Origin of the sequence: Tsukamurella paurometabola (assembly GCF_900631615.1) — a bacterium.
In the GTDB taxonomy this organism is placed as follows: Bacteria; Actinomycetota; Actinomycetes; order Mycobacteriales; family Mycobacteriaceae; genus Tsukamurella; species Tsukamurella paurometabola_A.
Map to the genome: position 1 here is coordinate 1,018,730 of NZ_LR131273.1, position 24,538 is coordinate 1,043,267.

Annotated in this window: 26 protein-coding genes; 13 read left to right on the forward strand and 13 right to left on the reverse strand. The window is 72.3% G+C overall.

Going from position 1 to position 24,538, the window contains the following annotated elements; translation table 11 throughout:
• Nucleotides 1–14: 14 nt before the first annotated feature.
• Together ELY19_RS05345 and ELY19_RS05350 are read right to left on the reverse strand one after the other, a co-directional pair.
• Nucleotides 15–1,196: an FUSC family protein gene (locus tag ELY19_RS05345; RefSeq protein ID WP_126195291.1), complete on the reverse strand. Its 1,182-nt coding sequence runs from the start codon at nucleotides 1,194–1,196 to the stop codon at nucleotides 15–17.
• Nucleotides 1,156–1,575 (reverse strand): DUF3151 domain-containing protein, encoded by a 420-nt coding sequence (locus ELY19_RS05350; protein ID WP_126195292.1) that lies wholly within the window; start codon nucleotides 1,573–1,575, stop codon nucleotides 1,156–1,158. The genes ELY19_RS05345 and ELY19_RS05350 overlap by 41 nt, the downstream gene beginning before the upstream one ends.
• A gap of 98 nt (nucleotides 1,576–1,673) precedes the next feature.
• Between ELY19_RS05350 and ELY19_RS05355 the strand changes: the two genes are divergently transcribed.
• Entirely contained in the window at nucleotides 1,674–3,914 is a 2,241-nt protein-coding gene (locus ELY19_RS05355; protein WP_126195293.1) for an Rv0361 family membrane protein, read from the forward strand.
• The gene (locus ELY19_RS05360) at nucleotides 3,911–4,414 is read left to right on the forward strand and encodes a hypothetical protein (RefSeq protein ID WP_126195294.1); all 504 of its coding nucleotides are present in this window, start codon (nucleotides 3,911–3,913) and stop codon (nucleotides 4,412–4,414) included. The genes ELY19_RS05355 and ELY19_RS05360 overlap by 4 nt, the downstream gene beginning before the upstream one ends.
• 1 nt (nucleotide 4,415) lies before the next feature.
• Here ELY19_RS05360 and fbaA read toward each other — a convergent pair whose 3' ends face one another.
• Nucleotides 4,416–5,447 (reverse strand): class II fructose-bisphosphate aldolase, encoded by a 1,032-nt coding sequence (gene fbaA / locus ELY19_RS05365; protein ID WP_126195295.1) that lies wholly within the window; start codon nucleotides 5,445–5,447, stop codon nucleotides 4,416–4,418.
• A 47-nt stretch (nucleotides 5,448–5,494) separates the two neighbouring features.
• On the opposite strand from fbaA, the gene ELY19_RS05370 reads away from it, so the two are divergent.
• From ELY19_RS05370 to ELY19_RS05385, 4 genes are read left to right on the forward strand one after another with little or no spacing between them, the layout of a single operon-like run.
• A complete protein-coding gene (locus tag ELY19_RS05370; protein ID WP_126195296.1) occupies nucleotides 5,495–7,366 on the forward strand; it encodes a Na+/H+ antiporter in 1,872 nt (623 codons plus the stop codon).
• A gap of 18 nt (nucleotides 7,367–7,384) precedes the next feature.
• Nucleotides 7,385–8,107: a DedA family protein gene (locus ELY19_RS05375; RefSeq protein WP_227967200.1), complete on the forward strand. Its 723-nt coding sequence runs from the start codon at nucleotides 7,385–7,387 to the stop codon at nucleotides 8,105–8,107.
• Nucleotides 8,108–8,116: 9 nt separating this feature from the next.
• Entirely contained in the window at nucleotides 8,117–8,752 is a 636-nt protein-coding gene (locus ELY19_RS05380) for a DedA family protein (protein ID WP_126195297.1), read from the forward strand.
• Between the two features lie 24 nt (nucleotides 8,753–8,776).
• Nucleotides 8,777–10,423 (forward strand): ABC-F family ATP-binding cassette domain-containing protein, encoded by a 1,647-nt coding sequence (locus ELY19_RS05385; RefSeq protein WP_126195298.1) that lies wholly within the window; start codon nucleotides 8,777–8,779, stop codon nucleotides 10,421–10,423.
• Nucleotide 10,424: 1 nt separating this feature from the next.
• On the opposite strand, the gene ELY19_RS05390 is transcribed toward ELY19_RS05385, so the two are convergent.
• Nucleotides 10,425–10,796 (reverse strand): VOC family protein, encoded by a 372-nt coding sequence (locus ELY19_RS05390; RefSeq protein WP_126195299.1) that lies wholly within the window; start codon nucleotides 10,794–10,796, stop codon nucleotides 10,425–10,427.
• A gap of 69 nt (nucleotides 10,797–10,865) precedes the next feature.
• On the opposite strand from ELY19_RS05390, the gene ELY19_RS05395 reads away from it, so the two are divergent.
• Nucleotides 10,866–11,303 (forward strand): MarR family winged helix-turn-helix transcriptional regulator, encoded by a 438-nt coding sequence (locus tag ELY19_RS05395; protein ID WP_126195300.1) that lies wholly within the window; start codon nucleotides 10,866–10,868, stop codon nucleotides 11,301–11,303.
• Nucleotides 11,304–11,436: 133 nt separating this feature from the next.
• Nucleotides 11,437–12,363 (forward strand): oxygenase MpaB family protein, encoded by a 927-nt coding sequence (locus ELY19_RS05400; protein ID WP_126195301.1) that lies wholly within the window; start codon nucleotides 11,437–11,439, stop codon nucleotides 12,361–12,363.
• 6 nt (nucleotides 12,364–12,369) lie between these two features.
• Here ELY19_RS05400 and ELY19_RS05405 read toward each other — a convergent pair whose 3' ends face one another.
• Genes ELY19_RS05405 through ELY19_RS05430 form a run of 6 tightly spaced genes read right to left on the reverse strand, consistent with a single transcriptional unit; the run spans nucleotide 12,370 to nucleotide 16,912 of the window.
• Entirely contained in the window at nucleotides 12,370–13,218 is an 849-nt protein-coding gene (locus ELY19_RS05405) for an alpha/beta fold hydrolase (RefSeq protein ID WP_126195302.1), read from the reverse strand.
• 28 nt (nucleotides 13,219–13,246) lie between these two features.
• Nucleotides 13,247–14,362 carry a glycoside hydrolase family 76 protein gene (locus tag ELY19_RS05410; RefSeq protein ID WP_126195303.1) on the reverse strand — a complete coding sequence of 372 codons (1,116 nt, stop codon included), beginning with the start codon at nucleotides 14,360–14,362 and terminating at the stop codon, nucleotides 13,247–13,249.
• Between the two features lie 57 nt (nucleotides 14,363–14,419).
• Nucleotides 14,420–15,127 (reverse strand): TrmH family RNA methyltransferase, encoded by a 708-nt coding sequence (locus tag ELY19_RS05415; protein ID WP_416222724.1) that lies wholly within the window; start codon nucleotides 15,125–15,127, stop codon nucleotides 14,420–14,422.
• On the reverse strand, nucleotides 15,124–15,687 hold the full coding sequence (gene pyrE / locus ELY19_RS05420) for an orotate phosphoribosyltransferase (protein ID WP_126198705.1): 564 nt from the start codon (nucleotides 15,685–15,687) through the stop codon (nucleotides 15,124–15,126). Before pyrE ends, ELY19_RS05415 begins: the two co-directional genes overlap by 4 nt.
• 17 nt (nucleotides 15,688–15,704) lie before the next feature.
• Nucleotides 15,705–16,400: a TtfA family protein gene (locus ELY19_RS05425; protein WP_126195304.1), complete on the reverse strand. Its 696-nt coding sequence runs from the start codon at nucleotides 16,398–16,400 to the stop codon at nucleotides 15,705–15,707.
• Between the two features lie 32 nt (nucleotides 16,401–16,432).
• Nucleotides 16,433–16,912, reverse strand: coding sequence for a hypothetical protein (locus ELY19_RS05430; protein WP_126195305.1), 480 nt, complete (start codon nucleotides 16,910–16,912; stop codon nucleotides 16,433–16,435).
• Between the two features lie 81 nt (nucleotides 16,913–16,993).
• On the opposite strand from ELY19_RS05430, the gene ELY19_RS05435 reads away from it, so the two are divergent.
• From ELY19_RS05435 to ELY19_RS05445, 3 genes are all read left to right on the forward strand, one after another.
• A complete protein-coding gene (locus ELY19_RS05435; RefSeq protein WP_126195306.1) occupies nucleotides 16,994–17,380 on the forward strand; it encodes a YidH family protein in 387 nt (128 codons plus the stop codon).
• A 10-nt stretch (nucleotides 17,381–17,390) separates the two neighbouring features.
• Nucleotides 17,391–17,645 carry a DUF202 domain-containing protein gene (locus tag ELY19_RS05440; RefSeq protein WP_126195307.1) on the forward strand — a complete coding sequence of 85 codons (255 nt, stop codon included), beginning with the start codon at nucleotides 17,391–17,393 and terminating at the stop codon, nucleotides 17,643–17,645.
• Nucleotides 17,646–17,707: 62 nt separating this feature from the next.
• On the forward strand, nucleotides 17,708–18,628 hold the full coding sequence (locus tag ELY19_RS05445) for an aminoglycoside phosphotransferase family protein (protein WP_126198706.1): 921 nt from the start codon (nucleotides 17,708–17,710) through the stop codon (nucleotides 18,626–18,628).
• A 71-nt stretch (nucleotides 18,629–18,699) separates the two neighbouring features.
• Here ELY19_RS05445 and ELY19_RS05450 read toward each other — a convergent pair whose 3' ends face one another.
• Nucleotides 18,700–19,080, reverse strand: a complete 381-nt coding sequence (locus ELY19_RS05450) for a PPOX class F420-dependent oxidoreductase (protein WP_126195308.1) — start codon at nucleotides 19,078–19,080, stop codon at nucleotides 18,700–18,702.
• Nucleotides 19,077–20,105 carry an alpha/beta hydrolase gene (locus ELY19_RS05455; RefSeq protein WP_126195309.1) on the reverse strand — a complete coding sequence of 343 codons (1,029 nt, stop codon included), beginning with the start codon at nucleotides 20,103–20,105 and terminating at the stop codon, nucleotides 19,077–19,079. The genes ELY19_RS05450 and ELY19_RS05455 overlap by 4 nt, the downstream gene beginning before the upstream one ends.
• A gap of 64 nt (nucleotides 20,106–20,169) precedes the next feature.
• Here ELY19_RS05455 and ELY19_RS05460 point away from each other — a divergent pair, with 64 nt between their 5' ends.
• Together ELY19_RS05460 and ELY19_RS23375 are read left to right on the forward strand one after the other, a co-directional pair.
• The gene (locus tag ELY19_RS05460) at nucleotides 20,170–21,645 is read left to right on the forward strand and encodes an FAD-dependent oxidoreductase (protein ID WP_126195310.1); all 1,476 of its coding nucleotides are present in this window, start codon (nucleotides 20,170–20,172) and stop codon (nucleotides 21,643–21,645) included.
• A 38-nt stretch (nucleotides 21,646–21,683) separates the two neighbouring features.
• On the forward strand, nucleotides 21,684–21,851 hold the full coding sequence (locus ELY19_RS23375) for a hypothetical protein (RefSeq protein ID WP_164711467.1): 168 nt from the start codon (nucleotides 21,684–21,686) through the stop codon (nucleotides 21,849–21,851).
• Between the two features lie 58 nt (nucleotides 21,852–21,909).
• Here ELY19_RS23375 and clpB read toward each other — a convergent pair whose 3' ends face one another.
• Nucleotides 21,910–24,462 (reverse strand): ATP-dependent chaperone ClpB, encoded by a 2,553-nt coding sequence (clpB, locus tag ELY19_RS05465; RefSeq protein WP_126195311.1) that lies wholly within the window; start codon nucleotides 24,460–24,462, stop codon nucleotides 21,910–21,912.
• Nucleotides 24,463–24,538: the final 76 nt, after the last annotated feature.

Here is a 24,538-nt window from a genome sequence, read left to right on the forward strand (position 1 = left end):
GGTCGGCGGGCGCGTCACTCGGCCGGCTTCGGCGCCGCGTCCTTCTTCTTCGGCACGTCGCGCATCTGGGCGACCGCCGACGTACGGGAGAGCCCGGCGACCTGCAGGAGGTCGACGATCGTCGAGCGCAGCTGCCCGTAGATCATCACCTCGTTGAGCGACTCGCTCTCCTCGAGATGCAGCGCGTTGGCCCGCCGCGCGGAGGAACGCAGGACGCGCGCCGCCTCCGCCTGGTCGGGTTGCGTCCCCGGCTCGGCCAGCACCACGTCGCGCAGGATCTTGAAGGCGTCGGCGAGCCGGCCGATCTCGGTGACCAGCGCGGGGTCGATCTTCTCCCCCGCCTGGTTGGACCCGAGAGCCCGCCGCGCCATGACCCGCACGTTGCGTACGGCGTTGTCGAGCGGATCGGCGATGGCCTGCAGCTTGTCCATCCGCTGCCGCGAGCTCCAGAACATCGGCGCGACCTTGGTGATCTCGATGCCGCCGGCGAGGTCGCTGGAGAGCTGATCCAGGTCGGGCTGGGTGGCGCGAGCCGTCTCCAGAGCCCACTCGAGCGAGGAGATGTCGCGGTCCGTCAGTCCGGCGGCGACCGAGGCGGTGACGCGCCGCATGGTGTCGAGCACCTTCGCGGCGTCCTTCCGCGGACGCCGCGCGGGGTTGTTCGGGATGAGTGCGACGATCACCACGCCGACCAGGCCACCGATGAGGGCGTCGAGCATGCGGGTCCATCCGCCCGTCGAACCGGGCGGCAGCAGCGTCGCGACCAGCACCGCCGACGACGCCGCCTGCATCGGCACGAGCGGGCCCCGGTCGGCGAGCACGGCGACGGCCATCGCGATCGCGACGACGAGCGCCAGCTGCCACGGCCCGGTGCCGATCACGGAGATCAGCAGGTCGCCGACGCCGATCCCGACGGTGACACCGCCGACCAGTTCCAGGGAGCGCCGCAGCCGCTGGTTGAGCGAGAGTCCCAGCGAGATGATCGCGGCGATCGGCGCGAAGAACGGCGAGACGTGGCCGATCACGTCGTTGGCGATGAACCACGCGATGCCCGCGGCGACCGCGCACTGGAGGATCGGCAGCTTCGCGTTCCAGAGCCGCTTGGTGCGGCTCTGGATCACCTGCGGCAGCGCGTTGTGCCGCCGGACCAGTCGGCTACGCGCCGAGTCCGAGCGCGCCGGCGGCTTCGGGGTCACAGTCGTTCAACAGGTCCAGGCAGCGCAGGTACTCGTCTTCCTCGCCGATCGACTGCGCGGCGCGGGCCAGCGCGGCCACCGCCCGCAGGAAGCCGCGGTTGTTCTCGTGGCTGTACGGCACGGGACCGAAGCCGCGCCAGCCCTGGCGACGCAGCTGGTCGAGGCCGCGGTGGTAGCCGGTGCGGGCGTACGCGTAGGCGGTGACGGCCTGGCCGGCTTCGAGCGCCTGCTCCGCGAGCACGGCCCACGCCAGCGAGGAGGTGGGCGCGTCCGCTGCGACCTCGGCCGCCGGGCGACCCTGGTTCAGCTGGAGTTCCGGCTCTTCGTCGATGTCGAGCAGGACCGGGGGCGGGCCGAGGAGATCTCCGAAGGACGTCATTGCTCCAGTGTTCCATGCGGCGCCCGGGGAGGGGAGGACGACGTACGCGGCGGGACAACGCGCCGGTCCCCGCGGGTGCACGCCCGCTAGGGTGTCAGGTGTTCCGCGTGCGGCGCGCCGCTGCGGAGGAGGACCGGATATCGAACGAGGGGATGGCGGAACCGATGGCGCGGGATGAGAACCGGGGACCCCTGTCGCGACTTCGTGACCTGCGCGGACGCCTGGCCTCCTGGCCCGCCGCCCCGCTCCACGATCACCAGGCGGATACCGCCGGCACGCTCGGCAGCGCGCCCGCCGACGCCGTGTCGCCCTCGCACTCCGACTCGCTCGCCAAGCTCGTCGAGGACACGGCGCCCGCGCCGTCGCCCGCCGAGGCCGAGACCAGGGCCATCCCCGTCGACGGTGCCGCCGCGAACGATGCGGGGAGCGCGGAGGAGGCCGAGGCCGCGACCGGGGCGCCGTCCGAGGCGGAGACGCGGGTGCTGCCCGCTGCCGGCCGTGCACTGGTCGACGAGGCCGCGTCCGGCGAGGCGGAGGGCGACGGCGCCTCGACCGAAGGTGAGAACGCGGGTTCCGCCTCCGACCGCGAGGACGACGCGAGCGGCGACGGCGACGGCGAGGGTGCCGCGGAGGCCGACGCCGGGGGTGCCGCGGAGGCCGACGCCGAGGGTGCCGCCGAGGGTGCCACCGAGGCCGAGGGCGGCGAGGCGGAGTCGAAGGCTGCGGCGTCGCCCCTGCGGACCGTCGGCCCGGTCGTCACCACGTCGCCCGCCGCCGACGAGACCGAGACCACCGTGCTGCCCGTCGTTCCGCGACCCAGCACCGCCGAGACCGCGGCCTTCCCCGCGCAGAGCACCGCCGCCGAGACCGAGGCCACGGACGACGAGGACACCGCGGAGACCGCGGTCGATGAGGAGTCCGCCGACGAGGACACCCCGGAGGAGACGGTCGAGGACGCGGCGGCGACGCCCGACGAGGAGTCCGCCGAGGCGAGCGATGAGGACGCCGACGCGGACGCCGACGCCGCTGCGCAGCCGGAGGCGGACGAGGCCGGCGAACCCGAGAGCACCGACGCGGGCGAGAGCGCGGGCGACGACGACGCGGAGGACACCGACGGGCCGTCGGTCGCGACTGCCGCCACCGGCGTCGCCGGCGCGGCAGCCGTTGCCGCGGGTGCCGCGGCGCTCACCGACGACGACCAGGACGCCGACGACCGGGACGCCGAAGACGAGGCCGCGCCCGAACCCGAGGCCGAGCCCGGGACCCAGGCGGACGCCGACGACGTCGCGATCACCGAGACCGCCGACGAGGACGACGCGGAGCCTGCCGTCTCCGAGGCCGACCCGGCGACGGACGAGACGGCACCGTCGCCACTGCGCACCGTCGGGCCGGTGGAGACCACGTCGCCGGAGACGCCCACGGACGACGAGGAGTCCGGCGACGCCGAGGCCGAGCCCGCCACCACCGCCGAGGGCGACGACGAGACCACCGGCGACGAGACCACCGGCGACGAGGCCGCGGGTGACGAGACCGCGGGTGACGAGACCACCGGCGACGAGCCCGCCGCGGACGAGGACGCCGACGAGGACGAGCCCGCTACCGACGACGCGACTGAGACCGCCACCTCGGAGGCGGCGACGACGGCGATCCCTGCTGCCCCGCGGCCCGACCAGGCGACCATCGACACCGAGCAGAACGAGCTGCCGGACGCGACACCCGAGACCGAGGCCATCCCGCTGGCGCCGCTGGCGGCCACCCCGGCCGCGGGCGCCGCACCGTCGGCGGCGCAGCCCGGCCCCCACCTCGGGAAACCCGCTGCGCCCGAGACGCAGCGGCAGTCGCCCGAGTACTACGCGCCGGCGGGCGGACAGGGCGCCCCGCCGAAGGAGCCGAAGGGCAGGCGGACCCTGTGGATCGTGGCGGCCGCGGTGGTGGCGGTCGTGGTGATCGTCGCGGCGATCGCGCTGCTCGTGCCCAAGTCGGGCTCGGGCTCGTCGGGCGACCCGCGGCAGCAGGCGGCGAACGCGACGACCTCGTTCATCGATGCGGTGGGCCGCGGCGATCTCCCCGCGCTGCGGGAGCAGACCTGCGGCAACGCCAAGGCCTACTACGACGGCCTCGACGACGGCCAGTGGCAGCGGGTCTACGGCAACGCCAAGGCCGACGGACTGCTCCCCGAACTCGACGGTCTGCAGGCCGTCGAGGTGCGCGGCGACAAGGCCGAGGTGCAGGTCGAGGTGCACTACGCCAACAAGCCCAGCGCGAAGGTGCGCAACACCCTCACGCTGGAGAAGGACGCGGACACCTGGAAGGTGTGCACCCGGGTCGGGGCGCAATGAGCACCCCGTCGGAGGACCCCACCCTCCGCAATCCGCGGCCCGCAGCGAAGCCGGCTCCGGAGCCGAAGCCCGCGCCGCGGACGGCACCGTCGGAACCGAAGCTCGCGTACTCCGAGGTGCCGGACCGGCCCACCCCCCGCACCGACCGGATCGCGCGCGGCGCGGGCCGCGTGACGCCGCCCCGGCGCACCGCCACCCCGCCGATGGCGGCGCCGCACCGGATGGCCGCGCGGCCGCACCCGCCGCACGGTGCGGCGCAGCATCGTCCGCCCGCGCAGCAGGCCCGCGCGCAGCGGGCGAGCCAGGCGCGCCCCGCCCAGGCCCGGCCGGCCGGGCGGGCGCAGGCCGCACCGTCGACGCCGCCGGCCCCGCCTGCCGCACCCACCCCGAATCGTGCCCCGGAACGCGCACGGCCGCGGCTCACCGGCCCGGAATGGGCGGCGGCCGCGGCCATGATCGTGCTCGTGCTGGCCGTCCTCCTGGGACTGGCCCTGGCCTGAGTTAGCCCTTCGCGCTGATGGACTTGCCGGCGGAGTGCAGATCGTTGCAGGCCTCGACGACGCGCTCGGCCATGGAGGTCTCGGCCTTCTTCAGGTACGAGCGGGGGTCGTAGGTCTTCTTGTTGCCGACCTCGCCGTCGATCTTGAGCACCCCGTCGTAGTTGGCGAACATGTGCCCGGCCACCGGGCGGGTGAACGCGTACTGGGTGTCGGTATCGACGTTCATCTTCACCACCCCGTAGCTCAACGACTCCTCGATCTCACTCTTGAGCGAACCCGAACCGCCGTGGAAGACGAAGGAGAACGGCTTACTCCCGGCCGGCAGCCCCTGCTTCTCCGCCGCGACCGCCTGCCCATCGCGCAACACCGCCGGACGCAGCTTCACATTCCCCGGCTTGTACACACCGTGAACGTTGCCGAACGTCGCCGCGAGCAGATACCCGTCCGTACCCAACGCGTCGACGGTCTTCGCGAAATCCTCATCGGAGGTGAACAACTTGTCGTTGATCTCGTTCTCGACACCGTCCTCCTCACCACCGACCACACCGATCTCGATCTCCAAGATGATCTTCGCCGCCTTCGCCCGAGCGAGCAGATCCCGCGCGATCTCCAGGTTCTCCTCCAACGGCACCGCCGACCCGTCCCACATGTGCGACTGGAACAACGGATTCCGGCCGGCATCGACCCGCTCCTGCGAAACCGCCAACAGCGGCCGCACATACGAATCGAGCTTGTCCTTCGGGCAATGATCGGTGTGCAGCGCGACCGTCACGTCGTACCGCGCCGCAACCACATGCGCGAACTCCGCCAACGCGACCGCACCCGTGACCATGTCCTTGACCCCCAAACCGGAACCGAACTCGGCACCCCCGGTGGAGAACTGAATGATCCCGTCACTACCCGCATCGGCGAAACCCTTGATCGCCGCATTGATCGTCTCGCTCGACGTGCAATTGATCGCCGGATAGGCGTAGCCGCCCTCACGGGCGCGGTCCAGCATCTCCCGGTAGGCCTCGGGGGTCGCGATGGGCATGTCTGTCCTCCTGAGCGGTTCGACGTTTCAGTGAAAGACTATCGCCCATGGAGCTCGCTGTTGGGCTGGTCGCCCTCGTCGCCACGGTTCTGGTGGTCAGTGCATTCTGTGACCGTCTCGGTCTCGCGGCACCGCTGGTGCTGACGGTGGTCGGTATCGCCGTCTCGTTCATCCCCGCGGTGCCCGACGTGCCGCTCCACCCCGACGTGGTGCTCCTGGGTCTGCTGCCACCGCTGCTGTACGCGGCGGCGTCGAAGGCCTCGCTGGTCGACTTCAAGGAGAACATCCGGCCGATCGGGATGCTCTCGGTCGGGCTGGTGCTGTTCACGGCCGCGGCGGTCGGCGTCGTCACCTCGTACCTGCTCGACATCCCGTTCGCCGCCGGGCTCGCGCTGGGCGCCATCGTCGGGCCGCCCGACGCGGTGGCGGCGACGGCGGTGGGCCGGCGCATCGGCCTGCCGCGGCGGGTGACGACGCTGCTCGAGGGCGAGTCCCTGTTCAACGACGCCACGTCGATCGTGCTGCTCCGCACCGCCATCGCGGCGGTCGCGGGCACCATCGGCTTCTGGGAGGTGGTGGGCTCGTTCGCGCTCAGCGCGGTCGGCGGCGTGGTGGTCGGCGTGGGCGCCGCCCTGCTGATCCGGTTCGCGCTCCGCCGCCTGACCGATCCGGTGCTCACCACCGGCATCAGCCTCATCAGCCCGTGGATCGCGTACCTGCCCGCCGAGCACATCCACGCGTCGGGCGTGGTGGCGACCGTCGTCGCGGGGCTCATCGTCGCGTACAAGGCGCCCACCGATCAGACGGCGATCGGCCGGATGTCGGCGCGGATCAACTGGAGCACCATCCAGTTCCTGTTGGAGAACGCCGTCTTCCTGCTCATCGGCCTGCAGATGCGGACGATCTTCGAGGGCGCGGACAACTCGCCGATCGGCTGGCCGCTCATCATCACGACGTGCATCGCGGTGATGATCACGGTGATCCTCGCGCGCATGGTGTGGTGCGCGCCGTCGGCCCTCATCGCGATCAAGGTGGACGACGCCAGCGAGCGCCTCTCGGCCGGCGAGACGACGGTGCTGTCGTGGGCGGGGATGCGCGGCGTGGTCACCCTGGCGGCGGCGTTCATCCTGCCGCTCGACTTCCCCGACCGGGAGGTCCTCGTCTTCGCCGCGATGGTCGTGGTGGCCGGCAGCCTCCTGATCCAGGGCTCGACGCTGCCCGCGCTCGCCAAACTGCTCAAGGTGCAGGGGCCGAACGCCCGCACCGATGCTCTGCAACAGGCCGTGGTGATGCGCTCCGCGCTCAACGCCGGCCTCGCGCGGCTGGACGAGATCGCCGCGAGCCCGGAGAACACCGTGCCGGCCACCGTGCTCGACGGGGTGCGGGAGCACACGATCAACCGCGAGCGCGCCTTCTGGGAGCGGCTCGGCCCGGACGCCGCGAACACGCCCGCCGCGCAGCTGCGCGCGGTCCGGCTGCAGATGCTCGCCGCCGAGCGCGAGGAGGTGCTGCGGATGCGCGACGCCGGGCAGGGCGACCACGAGGTGCTGGAGCAGGTGCTGTCGAACTTCGACGTCGAGGAGGCGATGCTGGAGGTCTCGGCGGTGCGCAGCGAGCGGATCGCGGTGGCGGAGCTGCTGACGCCGCCGTGGGCGCAGGACGAATGTGACCATCTTCGCGTTTCGGACGAATTCGCCGACCCGGTGCCGCTGAGCGAGACCTGCCTCGAGTGCGTCGAGTCGGGGCAGAACCCCGTCGCCCTGCGACTGTGCCTGACCTGCGGACACGTCGGCTGCTGCGACTCCTCGGAGGGCAAGCACGCGACCGTCCACCACGAACTCACCAATCACCCGGTGATCCGCAGCTTCCAGCCCGGGGAGTCGTGGCGCTGGTGCTACATCGACGAACTCCTGCGATAGCACCGGTATCCTGGTCCGGTGCATCTCAACGACCTGACTCTGGCCGCCTCGACCACCATGCAGGCGTTCGCCCTCAAGGACATCACCGATCCGGTGGCGGTCCTCAACGCCTTCGGCGGCATCGCCCTGGTGGGCCTGCTGCTGGTGGTGTTCATCGAATCCGGTGTGCTGTTCCCGGTGCTGCCGGGTGACTCGCTGCTGTTCGTCGCCGGCCTGCTGACCGCCGCCGGCACCGGCACCGCGGTCGGCGAGGCCACCTACACGGGCTCGGCGATGTCGCTGCCGGTGCTGCTGGTCGCGACGCCGATCGCGGCGATCCTCGGCTCCCAGGTGGGCTACTTCATCGGCCGCTTCGGCGGGGAGAAGTTCTTCAAGCCCGACGCGCGTTTCCTCAAGACCAAGTACCTCGACGAGTCGCACGAGTTCTTCGAGAAGTACGGCCCCGCCACGCTGATCCTGGCCCGCTTCGTGCCCTTCGTGCGCACCTTCGCGCCGATCGCCGCCGGCGCCGCGAAGATGCACTACGCCAAGTTCGTCATCTGGAACGCGATCGGCGCCGTGATCTGGGCCGACGGCATCCTGCTGCTGGGCGTCTGGCTCGGCAAGATCGACTGGGTCCGCGAGAACATCGACAAGATCTTCCTCGGCATCGTGCTGGTCTCGGTGCTGCCGATCGTGTGGGGCGTCGTCAAGAAGTACCTCGCGGGGCGGCGCGCCGCTGCCGCCGACACCGGCGCCTAGGCCCCGCCCGTGCTCGAATTCGTCCAGACCGCCGGACCGGTGATGATCTGGCTCGTCGTGGCCGGATTCGTGTTCTGCGAATGCGCTTTCATCATCGGGCTGTTCCTGCCCGGCGACTCCCTGCTGCTCACGGCCGGTCTCGCGATGGCCACCACCGGGCATTCCGCACTGTCGGTGTGGGGGCTCGCGCTCGCCGCCTTCCTCGCGGCGATCGCCGGCAACCACGTGGGCTACGGCATCGGCGTCAAGATGGGCGACCACGTGCTCGCCAAGCAGGACGGCCGCTACTTGAACGCGCACAACCTGCACCGGGTCAAGGAGCTGATGGACAAGCACGGCTTCCTCTCCGTGCTCATCGCCCGCTGGATCCCGTGGGTGCGCACGCTGTGCCCGCTGGTCGCCGGCGCGGTCGGCATGGACAAGCGGAAGTTCACCATCGCCTCGGTGCTGGGGTCGCTGATCTGGGCGCCGTTCCTCCTGCTCGTGGGGTACTACGCCTCGTCGGCGCTGGAGGACTACAAGTGGGTGCTCGACTGGGCGCTGCGCGGCATGATCGTGATGCTCGTCGTGGGCACGATCGTCGGGATCGTCGGCTACCGCCGGGAGATGTCCAAGCCCAACGTCACCGTCGACCTCGATGACTGACGGCGCGGCGCCGGGGCGGCGGACATGACCGTCCTGCAGGCCCGCGACCTGTCCGTCGCGTACGCCGACCGCACGCTGTTCTCCGGCCTCGACCTGGTGGTCGCGCCGGGCGACGTGGTGGGGCTGGTCGGCGCCAACGGGGCCGGGAAGTCGACGCTGCTCAAGCTGCTCGCCGGGGTGGGCGCCGAGGGCGGTCCCGACGTGACCGGCACCGTCGACCTCTCCCCCGCCGACGCGAGCGTGGGGTACCTGGCACAGGAGCACGAGCGCCGGGCAGGCGAGACCGTCGCCGAGTTCGTCGCGCGGCGGACCGGCGTCGCGGCGGCGCAGGAGGCGATGGACGCGGCCGCGGCCGCCCTCGCGACCGACCCCGACACCGATCACTACACGCCCGCGTTGGACCGGTGGCTCGCCCTCGGCGGTGCCGACCTGGAGCAGCGGCTCGCGGCGATCCTGTCCGACGTGGGGCTGGGCAGCCCGGACGCGGCGATGACGGGACTCTCGGGCGGGCAGGCCGCCCGCGCCGGTCTCGCCGCGGTCCTCGCCTCACGGTACGACGTGCTGCTCCTCGACGAGCCCACCAACGACCTGGACCTCGCCGGCCTGGAGTTGCTGGAGCGCTTCGTCGCCGAGGCGCAGACGGCGATCGTCGTGGTCTCGCACGACCGGGAGTTCCTGGCCCGGACGGTGACCACCGTCGTGGAGCTCGATCTCGCCCAGCAGCAGATCGGCGTCTACGGCGGCGGCTACGAGGCCTACCTCACCGAGCGGGAGGTGGCGCGGCGGCACGCGCGCGAGGAGTACGAGGAGTACGCCGGCAAGCTCTCGGACCTGCAGGACCGGGCGCAGATGCAGCGGAACTGGATGGAGCACGGCGTGCGGAACGCGCGCCGGAAGATGAAGGCCGGCTCCGATCCCGACAAGGCCGGCCGCAAGGCGCGGCTCGAGTCCACGGAGAAGCAGGCGTCGAAGGCGCGGCAGACCGAGCGCGCCATCGAGCGGCTCGAGGTGGTCGCCGAGCCCCGCAAGGAGTGGGAGTTGCGGATGTCCATCGCCGCCGCGCCCCGGAGCGGGACGGTCGTGGTCACGGCGTCGGGCGCCGCGGTCAGCTACCCCTCGCGGACCGTCGGGCCCGTGACGGTGAGCGTCGAGTACGGCGACCGCATCCTGCTCACCGGGCCCAACGGGGCCGGCAAGTCGACTCTGCTGGGGCTCCTACTGGGGCGGCTCACTCCCGACGCCGGGACGGTCACGCTCGGTTCCGGGGTCGAGGTGGGCGAGGTCGACCAGGCCCGCGGGCGCTTCCTGTCCGACGGTCCGCTGCTGGACGCCTTCTGCGCGGAGGTTCCGGACACGCCGCCCGCGGACGTGCGGACGCTGCTCGCGAAGTTCGGGCTGCGCGGGGACCACGTGCTCCGGCCGGCGTCGTCGCTCTCGCCGGGCGAGCGGACCCGCGCCGCCCTCGCTCTGTTGCAGGCCCGAGGCGTGAACCTGCTGGTCCTCGACGAGCCGACCAACCACCTGGACCTGCCCGCGATCGAGCAGCTCGAGCAGGCCGTCGATTCCTTCGACGGCACCGTCATCCTGGTCACGCACGACCGCCGGATGCTCGGCACCGTCCGCGCGACGCGCCGCTGGCGCATGGCCGACGGTGCCCTGACCGAGGATTGAGTCACGCGGCGTCGTGCATCGTGACCGCGTAGCCGTCCGGGTCGAGGAACGTGAACGCGGTGCCGAAGGGGCCGGGCGCGGGCGGACGGACGATGTGCACGCCGGCCTCGGCGAGACGGTCGTGCAGCGCGGGCGCGTCCTCGCAGCCCATCCACAACGCCATGCCGACGCCCGGGCCGGGTGCGGCGGCGTCGAGATCGACGCCGGGCAAAGGCTCGCGGACCGCGAACGGGATCGGGCCGGCGAACACCACCGCGCCCGGAGGCGACTGGGGCGCGCGCCGCAGGCCGACCGCGGTCTCGTAGAACTGTGCCGACCGCTCGACGTCGCGGACCTGGAGGGCGAGGAAGTCGGGTCCCGGAAGTGTGGTCATGATGCATGCTCCTCTGCGAGATCTGAGTGTCAGAATCCTGACATCGCGACTGTATGTCAGAATGCTGACATGACGCAAGAGGAGTCCCTGGACGACCGGATCTGCTACCGCATCAAGGTCGCGCAGGCAGCGGTGCACAACCGTATGGAGGAGGTCCTGCGACCGTTCGACCTCAGCGTCTCGCAGTACGCGGCGCTCGAGCTGATCGGCCGCTTCCCCCAGGCGACGAACGCGCAGCTCGCCCGCGCCGCCTTCGTCACCCGGCAGTCGATGAACACCATGCTCCAGGGCCTCCAGCGCCGCGGCCTCGTCGACCGCGCGGACCGCCCCACAGCCGGTCGGGAGCTCCCCACCGTCCTGACGCCCGACGGTGCCACCCTCCTCCGCCGGGCGTCTCGCGCGGTCGCGGACATGGAGAGCGCCGTCGCGCGGTCCTTCACCGACGACGAGCGCCGCGCGCTCATGGACGCCCTGGACCGGACGGTGACGACGCTCCGTCAAGGGTGAGTGATTCGACACCGAACCCGGTTCGGTAGCACTAGCGGGTCGCCGCACGCACCACTGTCGAGCATCCTATGTGACCTCTTGCACATCTGTATAAGTCGACTTACAGTGAGGGCACCCCCACCGAGGAGACGTCATGCAGTCACGCCCAGCACGCCCACCGCGCCCGCGGCGCTGGAAGATCGACCGGAACCGCGGCCTGGACCCCGAGACCGACTTCGTCGAGATCTCGCGGAACCTGGGGACGTACGACTTCCCGTGGGACATCACGCAGGCGTTGAGCTTCGCCCTGTTCCGCACGTACGCCGTGCCCAGCATCGGACGCCTCCTCGCGGACACGGGCGAATTCACCGAGCGGGTGCAGAAGCGCTACGACGACACGGCACTCCTGCTCGAGGTGCCGCTGCTCAAGGGCTTCGCCAGCGCCGACGGCAGGGCCGCCATCCGGCGGATCAACCAGATGCACAAGATGTACGACATCTCCGACGACGACATGCGATACGTGCTGTGCACGTTCGTCGTGGTGCCGGTGCGCTGGATCGCCGACTACGGCTGGCGCGACCTCACGGAGTCGGAGAAGCTCGCGACGGTCCGCTACTACCAGACCCTCGGCAAGCACATGGCGATCCCCGACATCCCCGCCACGTACGACGAGTTCGCCGACTTCATGGACCGCTACGAGGCCGAGCACTTCGCCTTCGACGAGGGCGCCCGCCGCGTCGCCGACTCGACGCTGGAGCTGCTCAAGAGCTTCTACCTCGCGCCCGTGCGCCCGGCGATCGGCGTCTTCAGCCGTGCTCTCATGGACCCGCCGCTGCTGCGCGCCTTCCACTACGACGACCCGGGCCCCGTCGTGCGGCGCCTCTCCGTCGGCGCGATGAAGCTGCGCGCCCGGCTCCTGGCCGTCCTCCCCTCCCGGCGCACCCCCGCGCTGGTGCAGGACAACCACCGGATCCGCAGCTACCCGAACGGCTTCCGCACGGAATCGCTGGGCACGTTCGCGCCGGGCTGCCCGGTCCACCGGAGCGACCGGGCCGACGCCGCGCACCTCGACGCGCACTGACGCCGGTCAGGCCTCCGCGTCGCGCACGTGCCGGCGGAGCTCCGGGATCACCGTGTCCCACGTCGCGGGCGGCGGGATCTCATGGCCGGGGCCGTGCAGCGTGAGCAGCCGCGCGCCCGGGATCATCCGCGCCAGCGCCGCGCCGTGCGGGAGCGGGAACAACGGGTCGTCGGCGCTGTGGAGCACCAGCGTCGGTGCGGCGATCGCCGCGGGGTCGACGGGCGGCGCCGGCTCCGCGAGGAAATGGTTGTTCAGCGACGCCTCCATGTTCGGCGTGCGGCGCACCTCGCGGGTCGCGATCGCCCGCGTCCGCTCCTCATCGAGGCCGCCGGGCCCCGCGTACGGCCGCTCGACGTCCACGCGGTAGTCGATCACGGCGGTCTCGTCGGACCAGTCGATCTCCGGCGGCGGCTCGGCGAACGTCGCCGCCACGGCGGGCGTCGGCCCGGGCAGCGCGTCGTGCTCACCGCCCGCCGGGCTGGACTCGATCAGTGTCAGCGACCGCACCCGCTCCGGCGAGCGGACCGCCACCGTCTGCCCGATCCCCGCGCCCATGGACATCCCGACGATATGTGCGGCACCGATGTCGAGGGCGTCGAGGATCCGCACCGGATCGGCCGCGAGCTCGGCGCCGGTGTACGTGGGCGCGCCCGGCGGCGAGGCGCTGGACTCCCCGGTGTCGCGGTGGTCGTAGCGGATCACCCGCAGGTCGTCGCCTGCGAGACGGGCGCAGAACTCCGGCGTCCACCAGTCCATGGACTGCCCGCCGCCGGCGACGAGCAGCACCGCCGGACCGTCGGCCCGCCCCGTCTCGGCGACCGCCAGGGCGGCTCCGTCGACCTCGATGACCCGCATGGCGACCTCCTCGGTCCCGGTGGCCGGCTCAGCTCCGGGCGAGCGCGGCAGCGGCCTCCATCGCCATCCAACCACCGATCTGCACCGACAGGTCGCGCTCGGGCGTCTCGCTGGAGCGCACGGTGCCGCCCGTGAAGTAGGCGGGCGCGTCGGTCGTCCCGGGGATCCGGGCGTCGCGCGTCCAATCCGCGGAGAACAGCACGCGACCGTCGAGCTCGCGCGTGCCGTGCCACGCCGCCTCGGCGGACGCGAAGACGATCTCCGAGGCCGCGGCGCGCGCGTCCTCGGCGCCGGGGCCCCGCAGGGAGCGCGCGGCGAGCGCCAGGTACCGGATGAGGATGCCGTTGAACAGGCCGCCGTCGCCCCCGTCCCCGCCGGTGATGATGCCGCCCTCGGTCATGTGCTCCGCGACCGCCGCGATGAGGCCCGCGGCGCGGAGCGCGTGCGTCGGCGCCAGGTCCGAGGAGAGCTCCGCGTCCAGGCCGATCGTCACGCCCTGGTTGTAGGAGTACTTCTCCGGGTAGATCTTGCCGGCCTCGGGGCTGTCGTAGTCGCCGTCGACCCCGTCGTTGATGAGCCCCGTCTCCAGGTCGAGCAGCCGCCGGTACAGCCAGTCCGAGGTCTCCTCGGCGCGCTCGAAGCGGCCCATCCGGGCGAGGAAGATGCCGGCCGGGCCGTTCGCGGGCGCGTTGAGGAACAGCCCCTTCGTGCGCCACGTGATGCCGCCGCCCGCGTCGGGCACCCAGGCGTCGTACAGGGTGTCCCGCAGGACGCGCAGCCGCCGGGCGGAGTTCAGGCCCGCGTGCCGCTGCGCCCGCTCGAGCGCGAGGCCCATCCAGGCCATGTCGTCGTTGTACGAGTTGGTGACGCGGAACAGGTTCCGCACCCGGTGCCCGCGGGCGATGCGCAGCACCAGTTTCCGGGTCGACGGTGCGCCGTCCCGGACGTAGGCGTCCACCGCCACGTCGAGCAGGTGGGCCTGCCACCAGTAGTTCCAGCTGAAGAACAGGGACTCGCGCCGGGTGGCCGGGTAGGCGGGGGTGCCGAGCAGGGTGCCGGGGATGCCCCAGACGGGTTTCAGGTGCCGCTCCACGACCGCGGCCTGCGCCGCGGCCGCGCGCTGATTCCACTCGACCGAACTCATGGTGACATCACATCACGGGTCACCGACGAGTGCACGTCCCCGCAGGTCAGCGAGCGGTCACCACGCCACGTCGAGATCGGCGTGCTCGCGGATCCAGGCGTGCATGGCGATGCCGGCCGCCACTCCCACGTTGATCGAACGGGTCGAGCCGAACTGGGCGATCGACACCGTCGTGCCCGCGACGTGCCGCGCTCCCCCGGACACGCCCGGCCCCTCCTGCCCGAACAGCAGCAGGCACCGTCGGGGCAGCGTGGCCCGTTCCAGCGGCACCGAGCCCGGCAGGTTGTCGACGGCGACGATCGGCAGGTCGCGCTCGGCGCACCACGCCGCCAGCGCGTCCGTGTCCTCGTGGTGGTGCAGGTGCTGGTAGCGGTCGGTGACCATGGCGCCGCGCCGGTTCCAGCGGCGCCGCCCCACGATGTGCACGGCCCGCGCGCCGAAGGCGTTCGCCGTGCGCACGACGGTCCCGATGTTGGCGTCGTGCCCCAGGTTCTCGATGGCCACCTCGAAGGGATGGCGGCGGGCGTCGAGGTCGGCGACGATCGCCTCGCGGGTCCAGTAGCGGTACGCGTCGACGACGTTGCGGCGGTCGCCCTCGGCGAGGAGGTCGGGGTCGTAGCGGGGATCGGTCGGCGCCGGGACGCCTGGATGCTCCGACGCCCACGGCCCCAGCCCGACGGTGTGCGGCCCGGGCAGGCCCGTCACCCACTCGGTCGGCCCGAGCTGCTCGTCCGGGCCGTCCTCGGCGTCGGACGAGGGGGTCACAGCCCCAGGTCGGCGAGGCCGAGCACCGAGCGGTACTCGAGGCCCTCGGCGGCGATGACGTCGGCCGCGCCGGTCGCGCGGTCCACGACGGTCGCGACGCCGACCACCTCGGCGCCGATGTCGCGCAGCGCGCGGACCGCGGTGAGCGGCGAGTTGCCGGTGGTCGTGGTGTCCTCGACGACGAGGACGCGCTTGCCGACCACGTCGGGGCCCTCCACCTGGCGCTGCATGCCGTGGGCCTTCGCGGCCTTGCGGACGACGAACGCGTCGATCGGCCGGCCGGGTGCGTGCATGACGGCCGTGGCCACCGGGTCGGCGCCCAGGGTGAGGCCGCCGACGGCGGCGAAGTCCCAGTCGGCCGTGAGCTCGCGCAGCAGCGCGCCGATCAGCGGCGACGCCTCGTGGTGCAGGGTGGCGCGGCGCAGGTCCACGTAGTAGTCCGCCTCGCGGCCGCTGGACAGCGTGACCCTGCCGTGCACGACGGCCAGCTCGCGCACGAGCTCGGCGAGCCGGGCCTTCGCGGCCGGGTCGAGGGGTGCGGCGTCACGCGGACCGCTCACTGCGTTCCCGGTGCCGGTCACCGTCCGGACTCCTTGCCGGAGCGGACGGGCACGGGCTGGCCCGGGTCGCGCGGCCCGCCGGAGGTCACCACGCGGGCGTGGCCCTCGGGCGGGAGGACGCGCAGCAGGTCGCCGAAGCGGCGCACGGCCTCGAGCGACTCGTCCAGGTCCTCGGGGTCGTCGGTGACGGCCATGGACGCCAGCGTCCACTCGCCCTCGTTCCACAGCGACTCGATGTAGTCGGGCACCTGCTCCGCGAAGGTGATCATGCGGCGGTCGGCGACGCGGCGCGCGACCTCGGCGTTGTTCGTGTACAGCACGCGCGGCCCCAGTGCGCCCAGCGGCTCCATGCCGGGCTCGGCGGGGGCCGGCCGGCCCTCGGGGCGCAGGTCCAGCAGCGCGCCCGACGAGGCGCCGCGGCTCACCGCCACGACCGTGGCGGCCTCCTGCAGGTCGAAGACGTACGCCGCGGCGCCGAAGTAGCTGCCGTAGGCCACGTCGACGATCGCGGGGTCACCCGGGACGGCCATGCCGCCGCGGTGGAACTCGTCGTGCAGCGCCGGGTCGGCCGCGGAGTACACGAACTCCCGCTCGGCGGCCCAGTCGGCGCGTTCGGAGTTCATGGCGGGCGTGTGGTTGCGCTCATACCAGATGAGCGCGGCGGCGAGCGCCGCGCAGACCACCGCGAGGATCAGGAACACTACGTACGACATCGCCACCTACAGTAGCGCGTCGACCGGGGAGTTCACCCGACCGACGGGGTTCCGGCGACCGAGATCTGACCGGCGTAGATCGCGAGCGCGGACTTGCCGTCGGCACTCACCTGGATCATGACCACGTCGCCGACCTCGAGATCGGACAGTGTGCTGCCGTGCGTGGTGGTCACCTGGGTGGTCGGGTCGGTGCGCAGGACGACCGTGCGACCGTCGGGCGCCGAGCGCACCGTGATCGCGGCGGCGCCGACCGAGGTCACCGCGCCGATCACCTCGCGGCCGGGCGTGATCGCGACGCTGCGCTGGTCGCTCACGGAGACCCCGGCGGACTGGGCGGCCGGGAGGACGCGGCGCGCATTGCCCAGGTCGGACGACATGTGCAGCGCGTACGCGATGCCCGCGCCGACGACGCCGATTCCCAGGAGACAGAGCAGGACGGCGGGCCAGGGACCGCGGGTGCGAGCGTCACCGCCCACGGCGACCACCTCCTCGCGTCCGTTCCCTGCCTTCATCGTGCGCCTCGACGAGGGCGCCCTGCGCGAAACTATGCGTCGTGTCTGAGACGGGCCTGTGAATGTGACGGGCGAATGCCTATGCACCCCGCTAGCGTTGTCGGCGTGGGACGACTGTGGCCGCCGCGCGACCTCACCGATGGTGAGGCGCCGGACGCGCGGTTCACATTGGCGAATGAGCGGACGTTTCTCGCGTGGATCCGGACCTCGCTGGGGCTCGTCGCCGCCGCGGTCGGACTGGAGGCCTTCGCGCCGCACGTCGTGCCCTCGCCCGTACGGACGCCGCTCGTGGTGGCGCTGCTCCTCGTCGCCGCCGCGCTCGCCGGCTACGCCTTCCGCCGGTGGCTGTCCGTCGAGGGCGCGCTGCGCACGGGCCGCGAGCTGCGCGGCACGCCCGCGACCCTCGCGCTGGCGGCGCTCATCGGCCTCGCCGGGATCGTCCTGGCCGTCTCCCTGCTCGTGACGTGAGGCCCGCGAGGTGAGCGCACCGTCGACCCAGGCGGCCGAACGGACGCTGCTGGCGCGGGTGCGCACCGCGGTCGCGCTGGTGCTGACCAGCGCGATCGTGGCGCGGGCGGCCCTCGACGTGCGGCCCGCGGCGGCGCTGGTGTGCCTGGCCGTGGCCGTCGCCGCCGTCGTGACCGTGCGGACACGGCCGCCGCTGTCCGCCCTCGTCCTCACCGTCGCGGTGGTCGCGCTGGCGGCGGTAGGCGTCCTCACCGCCGTGCGCTGACGGTTCGCGCAAATCCGTCGACATCGCGCCGCGAATCGGACACCATGGCCCGCGTGAACGACATGACCGGCACCGAACGCACCGCCCGCACCGCCGCCGCCGTCGACGCCGCTATCGGAGCGGCCCGCGAGCTCGGCCTCGCCGTCACGGACACGACGGTGCTGCACGACCTGTTCTCCGTGGTGGTGCGGCTGGAGCCGGCGCCCGTCGTGGTCCGCATCCCGACGGTGCTCCCGGCGTCCGAGACACCGGAGACCGTCGCGCGACGGCAGGCCGACGAGCTGGCCGTCACGGCCTGGCTCGCCGCGCAGGGCGTGCCGGTGTTGCGCCCGGCGCCGCTGGTCCCCGCGGCGCCGGTGCAGCGCGACGGGCTGTCGATGACCTTCTGGGAGTACGTCGAGGAGGATCGCGCCGCCGAGCCGGACTACGCCGCGAACGCGGAGAGCACGGCCCGGCTGCACGCGGCGCTGCGCAACTACCCGGGCGAGCTGGGCTTCCTCGCGACGGCCGACCCGGACGGCGTCGCGGCCCACCTGGATCTGCTCGACGGCCGCCCCGACCTGCTCCCCGCCGCCGACGTCGCCCGCGCCCGCGCCGAGTGGGCCGCGCTCGAGCCGGCCGTCCGCTCCCGCGCCGAGTTCGAAAGCCGCTTCCCCGGCGCGGACCTGCAGCCGATCCACGGGGACTGCCCGCCGGCCAACATGTTCGCCGCGGTCGACGGCCTGCGGTACGCGGACTTCGAGCTGGTCACGCTGGGCCCCGTCGAGTGGGACCTCGCCGCGCTGGGTCCCGACCTGGAGGCCGCCTACGATCGCGGCGCGGCCGCCGCCGGCATCCGCGGGCTGTGCCCGGACGTGCTGGAGTTCGTCAACGCCGTCGGCGTCCTGCGCGCGATCACCACGCTCGCGCTGGTCCCGCAGCTGCCGGAACTCGCGCAGTACCTCCAGCCCGTCGTGGAGCAGTGGCGCGACGCATCACGCTGACAGAAACCGCGCCTGAGCTCGGTCACGATGGAAATGGTTCGTCGTGGGTGAGCTCAGCGCGGTTTTCGGAATCACTCCGCGTCGCGGACCCGGATACCGACGGTGCCGCCGGCACCGCGCCGCAGCTTGGACCCGGTGACCGTGAGCCAACCGATCACCCCGTACTTCTTCGCGATCTTCCCGGCGGCGTCGACACCGTCGACGATCTCGCCCGTCCCCGCGACCTCGGGGCCGGTGGTCTTCCTGCCGCGGGCGTCGCACGCCTGGACCAGCACGGACGGGTTCCGCCGCAACCGCTTCACCTTCCAGGAGTCGGCGACGGTCCAGACGAGGAGGTCGGACCCGTCGCGCACTGCCCACAGCGGGGTCGCGACCGGGGTGCCGTCCTTGCGGAAGGTGGTCAGCAGGACGTACTTGGCCTCCGCGACGGAGCCGACGGTTCCTTCACTCATAGGCCCAGCGTAACCGGGTAGGACGCCGGAACACTGCGTGCGATCCAGCCCGCGATCGCGGCGCTGACCTCGGCCGGCTTCTCCTCCCCCATCCAGTGCCCGGAGTCGACGATCACCTCGGTGAGGTCGGAGCACGCGGCGCGCATCGGGTCGGCCAGGCGCGTCCCGACGGTGTCGAGGATCGCGTCGTAGCGGCCGTGCAGGAACAGGGCGGGCTTGTCGATGCGGCCCTCGTTCAGCTCGGTCTTCGCGTACTCCATGTCGGCGGGGGTGTTGACGTACCAGGAATCGGGGCCGGCCATGCCGTTCCGCTCGAAGGCCGCGACGTACACGGCGTGGTCCTCGGGCGTGAGCACCGCCGGATCGAGGGGCAGCTGCGGGACGGGACCGCCGCCGAACCAGCCGCCGTCGCGGGTGATGACCGCGGTGGGCGCGGGACCCTCGAGGTGGCGCGGGTCGCCGCTGCGGAACAGCGCGGCGATCAGGGCGGGGATGTCGCTCTCGAACTGGGCCGTCGCCTCGTCGAAGGACTTCAGGTAATGCACCTGGTAGTCCCACTGGCCGTACGGGTACTCGTCGGCGGGGTACTTCTCGCGGTCGATGAGGTCGAACGGCGTGGGCCCGCTCGACGGGAAGTGCGGCACGTTCAGGGCGGCCACCGCGTCGACGACCTCGGGGTGGTGGGTGGCGATGTTCCACACCACCGGGCCGCCCCAGTCGTGCCCGATCCAGACGGCCGAATCGCGGCCGAGGCCGGCGAGCAGCTCCAGCATGTCGGCGACCGCCTCCTCGCGGCGGTAGGCGCTCTTCTCGGAGTGCACCGTCGATTGGCCGTAGCCGCGCATGTCGGGCGCGACGCACCGGAATCCGAGGGCGCCGAGGGCCCGCAGCTGGTGCCGCCAGGAGTACCCGAGCTCGGGCCAGCCGTGCACGAAGACCAGTAGCGGACCGTCGACCGGCCCCGAGGCGAGGTAGGCGGTGGTGTGGCGCTCGGTGCGGACGATGTGCGGCGAGAGGGTCGTCATGACCCCAGCCTGACACGCGGCGCGATCCCTTGCCCGGGCGCGGCGCACGGCTCAGTATCGAAGCATGCCCCACGTGATCGTCCAGAACTGCTGCAACGACGCGTCGTGCGTCCCGGAGTGCCCCGTCGACTGCATCCACCCCACGCCCGACGAGCCCGACTACGCCACCGCGGAGATGCTCTACATCGACCCGGACGTGTGCATCGACTGCGGCGCCTGCATCGACGCCTGTCCGGTCTCGGCGATCACCACGGACTACGAGTTGACCGCCGAGATGGCCCCGTTCGAGACGATGAACGCGGACTACTACGAGGCGGTGGGCTCGGCGGCGGACCGCGACCACCCGTTCACGGACCCGCGGATCGGGCGCAAGCGACCGTCGTCCGACGCGGAGACCCTGCGCGTGGCGGTCGTGGGCGCGGGCGCGGCGGGGCACTACGTGGTGAGCGAGCTGCAGCACCGGATCGACGTCCGCGCGACGATCGACGTCTACGAACGCCTGCCGGAGACGGGCGGGCTGGTGCGGTTCGGGGTGGCGCCCGATCACGCCGACACCAAGAAGGTGCAGGAGCAGTTCGCGAAGTCGCGCAAGCAGTCGGGCGTGACGACCCACCTGGGCGTGCGGGTCGGCGAGGACGTCACGCACGAGGACCTGGCGCGGTCGCATCACGCGGTGGTGTACGCGGTGGGCTCGCTGCACGGTCGCGAGCTGGGGCTGCCGGGCGCGGACCTCCCCGGTGTCACGGCGGCCGCCGACTTCGTGGCCTGGTACAACGGCCACCCCGACTTCGCCGGGCGCACCGTGGACCTGTCGCACGAGCGGGTCGTGGTGCTGGGCAACGGCAACGTCGCGCTCGACGTCGCGCGGATCCTCACCGCCGACCCGGAGACCTTCACCGGCACGGACATGACGGACGAGGCCCTGGCCGCGCTGCGGGACTCCCGGGTCCGGGAGGTCGTGATCCTCGCCCGACGGGGTCCGGAGCACGCCGCGTTCACCGCGCCGGAGCTGGTGGGACTGGCCCGCACGGTGCCCGTGGTGGTCGAGCCCGGGGACCTGTCGGCCTCCGGCAGCGCCGGCGAGCCCACCGACGAGCAGGCCCGGTTCTACCGCGCGCAGAAGCTCGCGCTGCTGCAGTCGCTCCCGGCGGACGCCGGCCCGGACGGCCGACGGGTGGTCCTGCGCTTCGGCACGCCGCCCACCGCGATCACCGCGTCCGACGGTGCCCTGACCGTCGCCTTCGACGACCACGGCGCACCGTCGGAGCTCGCGTGCGGCGCGGTGCTGCCGTCGATCGGGCTGCGCGGCACCTCCGTACCGGGGGTTCCCTACGACGAGGGCACCGGCACCATCCCGAACGCCGACGGCCGCGTCCTCGGGCCCGACGGTGCCGCCCTCCCCGGCGTGTACGTGGCCGGGTGGTGCAAGCGCGGGCCGACGGGCGTGATCGGCACGAACCGCTACGACGCCCGCGGTACCGTCGACGCCCTGATCGCCGACTTCCACGCCGGGCTGCTCTCGGCGCCGTCGGCGAGCTGATCCGACCGCGACCGCTTCTCCAGACCTCGACGCCCGCCGTGGTGGCGGGCGAGGTCGACATGCACTACCGCGATGCGCACGGCGAGGAGCACGTGCGCAGGCTCTCGCCCGGGATCGTGTGCGTCGCCGAGGTGGGCGACGAGCACAAGGCGGTCCCCGTCGGCGAAGCGAGCATCCTCGTCGTCGAGAAGGCCGGTTCCGTCTGATCTCAGTGCCGATACGCGTGTGGCCGGGTCCCGCGAGGGACCCGGCCACACGGGCGTGTCAGCCGATGATCAGCCGGTCGCCGTCGTCGCTGACCGTGACCTTCACCGTGTCGCCGTTGCGGACGTCGCCCGCGAGCAGCGCCTTGGCGAGCTGGTCGCCGATGGCCTGCTGCACCAGGCGGCGCAGCGGCCGGGCGCCGTAGAGCGGGTCGAAACCGCGCTCCGCGAGCCAGCCCTTGGCCTCGTCGGAGACGTCGAGCTCCAGCCGGCGCTGGGACAGCCGCTTGCGCAGCTGGTCCAGCTGGATGTCGACGATGCCGGTCAGTTGCTCAGAGCTCAGCGAGTCGAAGATCAGCACGTCGTCGAGCCGGTTGATGAACTCCGGCTTGAACTTCGCTCGCACCGCGGCCATCACCTGCTCGGGCGTGCCGCCCGCGCCGAGGTTCGACGTGAGGATCAGGATCGTGTTGCGGAAGTCCACCGTGCGGCCCTGGCCGTCGGTGAGCCGGCCCTCGTCGAGCACCTGCAGCAGCACGTCGAAGACGTCCGGGTGCGCCTTCTCGACCTCGTCGAACAGGACCACCGTGTAGGGGCGGCGCCGCACGGCCTCGGTGAGCTGGCCGCCGGCCTCGTAACCGACGTACCCGGGAGGCGCGCCGACGAGCCGTGCGACGGAGTGCTTCTCGCCGTACTCGGACATGTCGATGCGCACCATGGCGCGCTCGTCGTCGAAGAGGAACTCCGCGAGCCCCTTCGCCAGCTCCGTCTTCCCCACACCGGTGGGGCCGAGGAACAGGAACGAGCCGGTGGGCCGGTTCGGGTCCGCGACGCCGGCGCGGGTGCGGCGCACCGCATCCGAGACCGCGGTGACCGCGGCCTCCTGGCCGATCACGCGCTTGCCGATCTCCGACTCCATGCGCAGCAGCTTCGCCGTCTCACCCTCGAGCATGCGGCCGGCGGGGACGCCGGTCCAGGCGGAGACCACGTCGGCCACGTCGTCGGGGCCGACCTCCTCCTTGAGCATGACCTCGCCGTCGGAGGCGGCACCCGAGGAGGCGACGGCCTCGTCGAGCTGCTTCTCCAGCGCGGGGATCTGGCCGTAGCGCAGCTCCGCGGCACGGCCGAGGTCGCCGTCACGCTCGGCGCGCTCCGACTCGCCCTTCAGCGTCTCGAGCTGCTCCTTGAGCGTGCGCACCGAATCGATGGCGCCCTTCTCGTTCTGCCAGCGGGAGGTGAGCTGGGCCAGCTTCTCCTTGTGGTCGGCGAGCTCGCCGCGCAGCTTCTCCAGGCGGTCCTTCGACGCGGCGTCGGACTCCTTGGACAGCGCCATCTCCTCGATCTCGAGGCGACGGACCAGCCGCTCCTCGGCGTCGATCTCCTCGGGCCGCGAGTCGATCTCCATCCGCAGGCGCGAGGCGGCCTCGTCGACGAGGTCGATCGCCTTGTCGGGCAGGAACCGGCTCGTGATGTAGCGGTCGGAGAGGGACGCGGCGGCGACGAGCGCGGAGTCGGTGATGCGCACGCCGTGGTGCACCTCGTACCGCTCCTTGAGGCCGCGCAGGATGCCGACGGTGTCCTCGACCGACGGCTCGCCGACCAGCACCTGCTGGAAGCGGCGCTCGAGCGCGGCGTCCTTCTCGATGTACTGGCGGTACTCGTCGAGCGTGGTGGCGCCGACGAGCCGCAGCTCGCCGCGGGCCAGCATCGGCTTGATCATGTTGCCCGCGTCCATGGCGGAGTCGCCGGTGGCGCCGGCGCCCACAATGGTGTGCAGCTCGTCGATGAACGTGATGATCTGGCCGGAGCTGGCCTTGATCTCGTCGAGGACGGCCTTGAGCCGCTCCTCGAACTCACCGCGGTACTTGGCGCCCGCGACCATCGAGCCGAGGTCGAGCGAGATCACCGTCTTCCCGCGCAGCGACTCCGGCACGTCACCCGTGACCACGCGCTGGGCCAGGCCCTCGACGATGGCGGTCTTGCCGACACCGGGCTCACCGATGAGGACGGGGTTGTTCTTGGTGCGGCGGGACAGCACCTGCACGACGCGACGGATCTCGTTGTCGCGCCCGATGACCGGGTCGAGCTTGCCCTCGCGGGCGCGGGCGGTGAGGTCGGTCGAGTACTTCTCGAGCGCCTGGTACTGCCCCTCGGGGTTCTCGGAGGTGACCTTCGCGCTGCCGCGGACGGCCGTGAAGGCCTCACGGATCTCCTGCGGGGTGGCGCCGGCGGAGGTCAGGATCTGCGCGGCCTCACCGCCCGCCTCCGCGAGCCCGTAGAGCACGTGCTCGGTGGAGACGTACTGGTCGCCCATCTCGGTGGCGAGCTTCTGCGCGGCGCTGATCGACGCGATCGACTCGCGGCTGAGCTGCGGTGTGGTGGTGGAGCCGCTCGCCTTCGGCTTGCGGTCCACGAGGTCCTGCGCGCGGTTGCGCACGGTGACGGGATCCACGCCCACCGCCTTGAGCAGCGGCGCGGCGATCCCGTCGGTCTGGTCGAGCAGCGCCACCAGCAGGTGCGCCGGAGAGATCTCCGGGTTCCCCGCGGCCGACGCCGCCTGCAGGGCCGAGGTCAGCGCGGCCTGCGTCTTGGTGGTGGGCTGGAACGAATCCAACGTACTTCCTCCTGGGTCGTCTCGAACACGTCTCGTGCACCCTGAGCGTTCTCCACTCAAGTATGCCTTCTGTGTT

Excerpts from the sequence above, each read along its gene's own strand:
- ELY19_RS05350 (WP_126195292.1), bottom strand. The coding sequence starts at position 1,575 with ATGACGTCCTTCGGAGATCTCCTCGGCCCGCCCCCGGTCCTGCTCGAC.
- ELY19_RS05360 (WP_126195294.1), top strand. The coding sequence starts at position 3,911 with ATGAGCACCCCGTCGGAGGACCCCACCCTCCGCAATCCGCGGCCCGCA.
- fbaA (WP_126195295.1), bottom strand. The coding sequence starts at position 5,447 with ATGCCCATCGCGACCCCCGAGGCCTACCGGGAGATGCTGGACCGCGCC.
- ELY19_RS05370 (WP_126195296.1), top strand. The coding sequence starts at position 5,495 with ATGGAGCTCGCTGTTGGGCTGGTCGCCCTCGTCGCCACGGTTCTGGTG.
- ELY19_RS05385 (WP_126195298.1), top strand. The coding sequence starts at position 8,777 with ATGACCGTCCTGCAGGCCCGCGACCTGTCCGTCGCGTACGCCGACCGC.
- ELY19_RS05390 (WP_126195299.1), bottom strand. The coding sequence starts at position 10,796 with ATGACCACACTTCCGGGACCCGACTTCCTCGCCCTCCAGGTCCGCGAC.
- ELY19_RS05395 (WP_126195300.1), top strand. The coding sequence starts at position 10,866 with ATGACGCAAGAGGAGTCCCTGGACGACCGGATCTGCTACCGCATCAAG.
- ELY19_RS05400 (WP_126195301.1), top strand. The coding sequence starts at position 11,437 with ATGCAGTCACGCCCAGCACGCCCACCGCGCCCGCGGCGCTGGAAGATC.
- ELY19_RS05405 (WP_126195302.1), bottom strand. The coding sequence starts at position 13,218 with ATGCGGGTCATCGAGGTCGACGGAGCCGCCCTGGCGGTCGCCGAGACG.
- ELY19_RS05410 (WP_126195303.1), bottom strand. The coding sequence starts at position 14,362 with ATGAGTTCGGTCGAGTGGAATCAGCGCGCGGCCGCGGCGCAGGCCGCG.
- ELY19_RS05425 (WP_126195304.1), bottom strand. The coding sequence starts at position 16,400 with ATGTCGTACGTAGTGTTCCTGATCCTCGCGGTGGTCTGCGCGGCGCTC.
- ELY19_RS05430 (WP_126195305.1), bottom strand. The coding sequence starts at position 16,912 with ATGAAGGCAGGGAACGGACGCGAGGAGGTGGTCGCCGTGGGCGGTGAC.
- ELY19_RS05435 (WP_126195306.1), top strand. The coding sequence starts at position 16,994 with ATGCACCCCGCTAGCGTTGTCGGCGTGGGACGACTGTGGCCGCCGCGC.
- ELY19_RS05445 (WP_126198706.1), top strand. The coding sequence starts at position 17,708 with ATGACCGGCACCGAACGCACCGCCCGCACCGCCGCCGCCGTCGACGCC.
- ELY19_RS05450 (WP_126195308.1), bottom strand. The coding sequence starts at position 19,080 with ATGAGTGAAGGAACCGTCGGCTCCGTCGCGGAGGCCAAGTACGTCCTG.
- ELY19_RS05455 (WP_126195309.1), bottom strand. The coding sequence starts at position 20,105 with ATGACGACCCTCTCGCCGCACATCGTCCGCACCGAGCGCCACACCACC.
- ELY19_RS05460 (WP_126195310.1), top strand. The coding sequence starts at position 20,170 with ATGCCCCACGTGATCGTCCAGAACTGCTGCAACGACGCGTCGTGCGTC.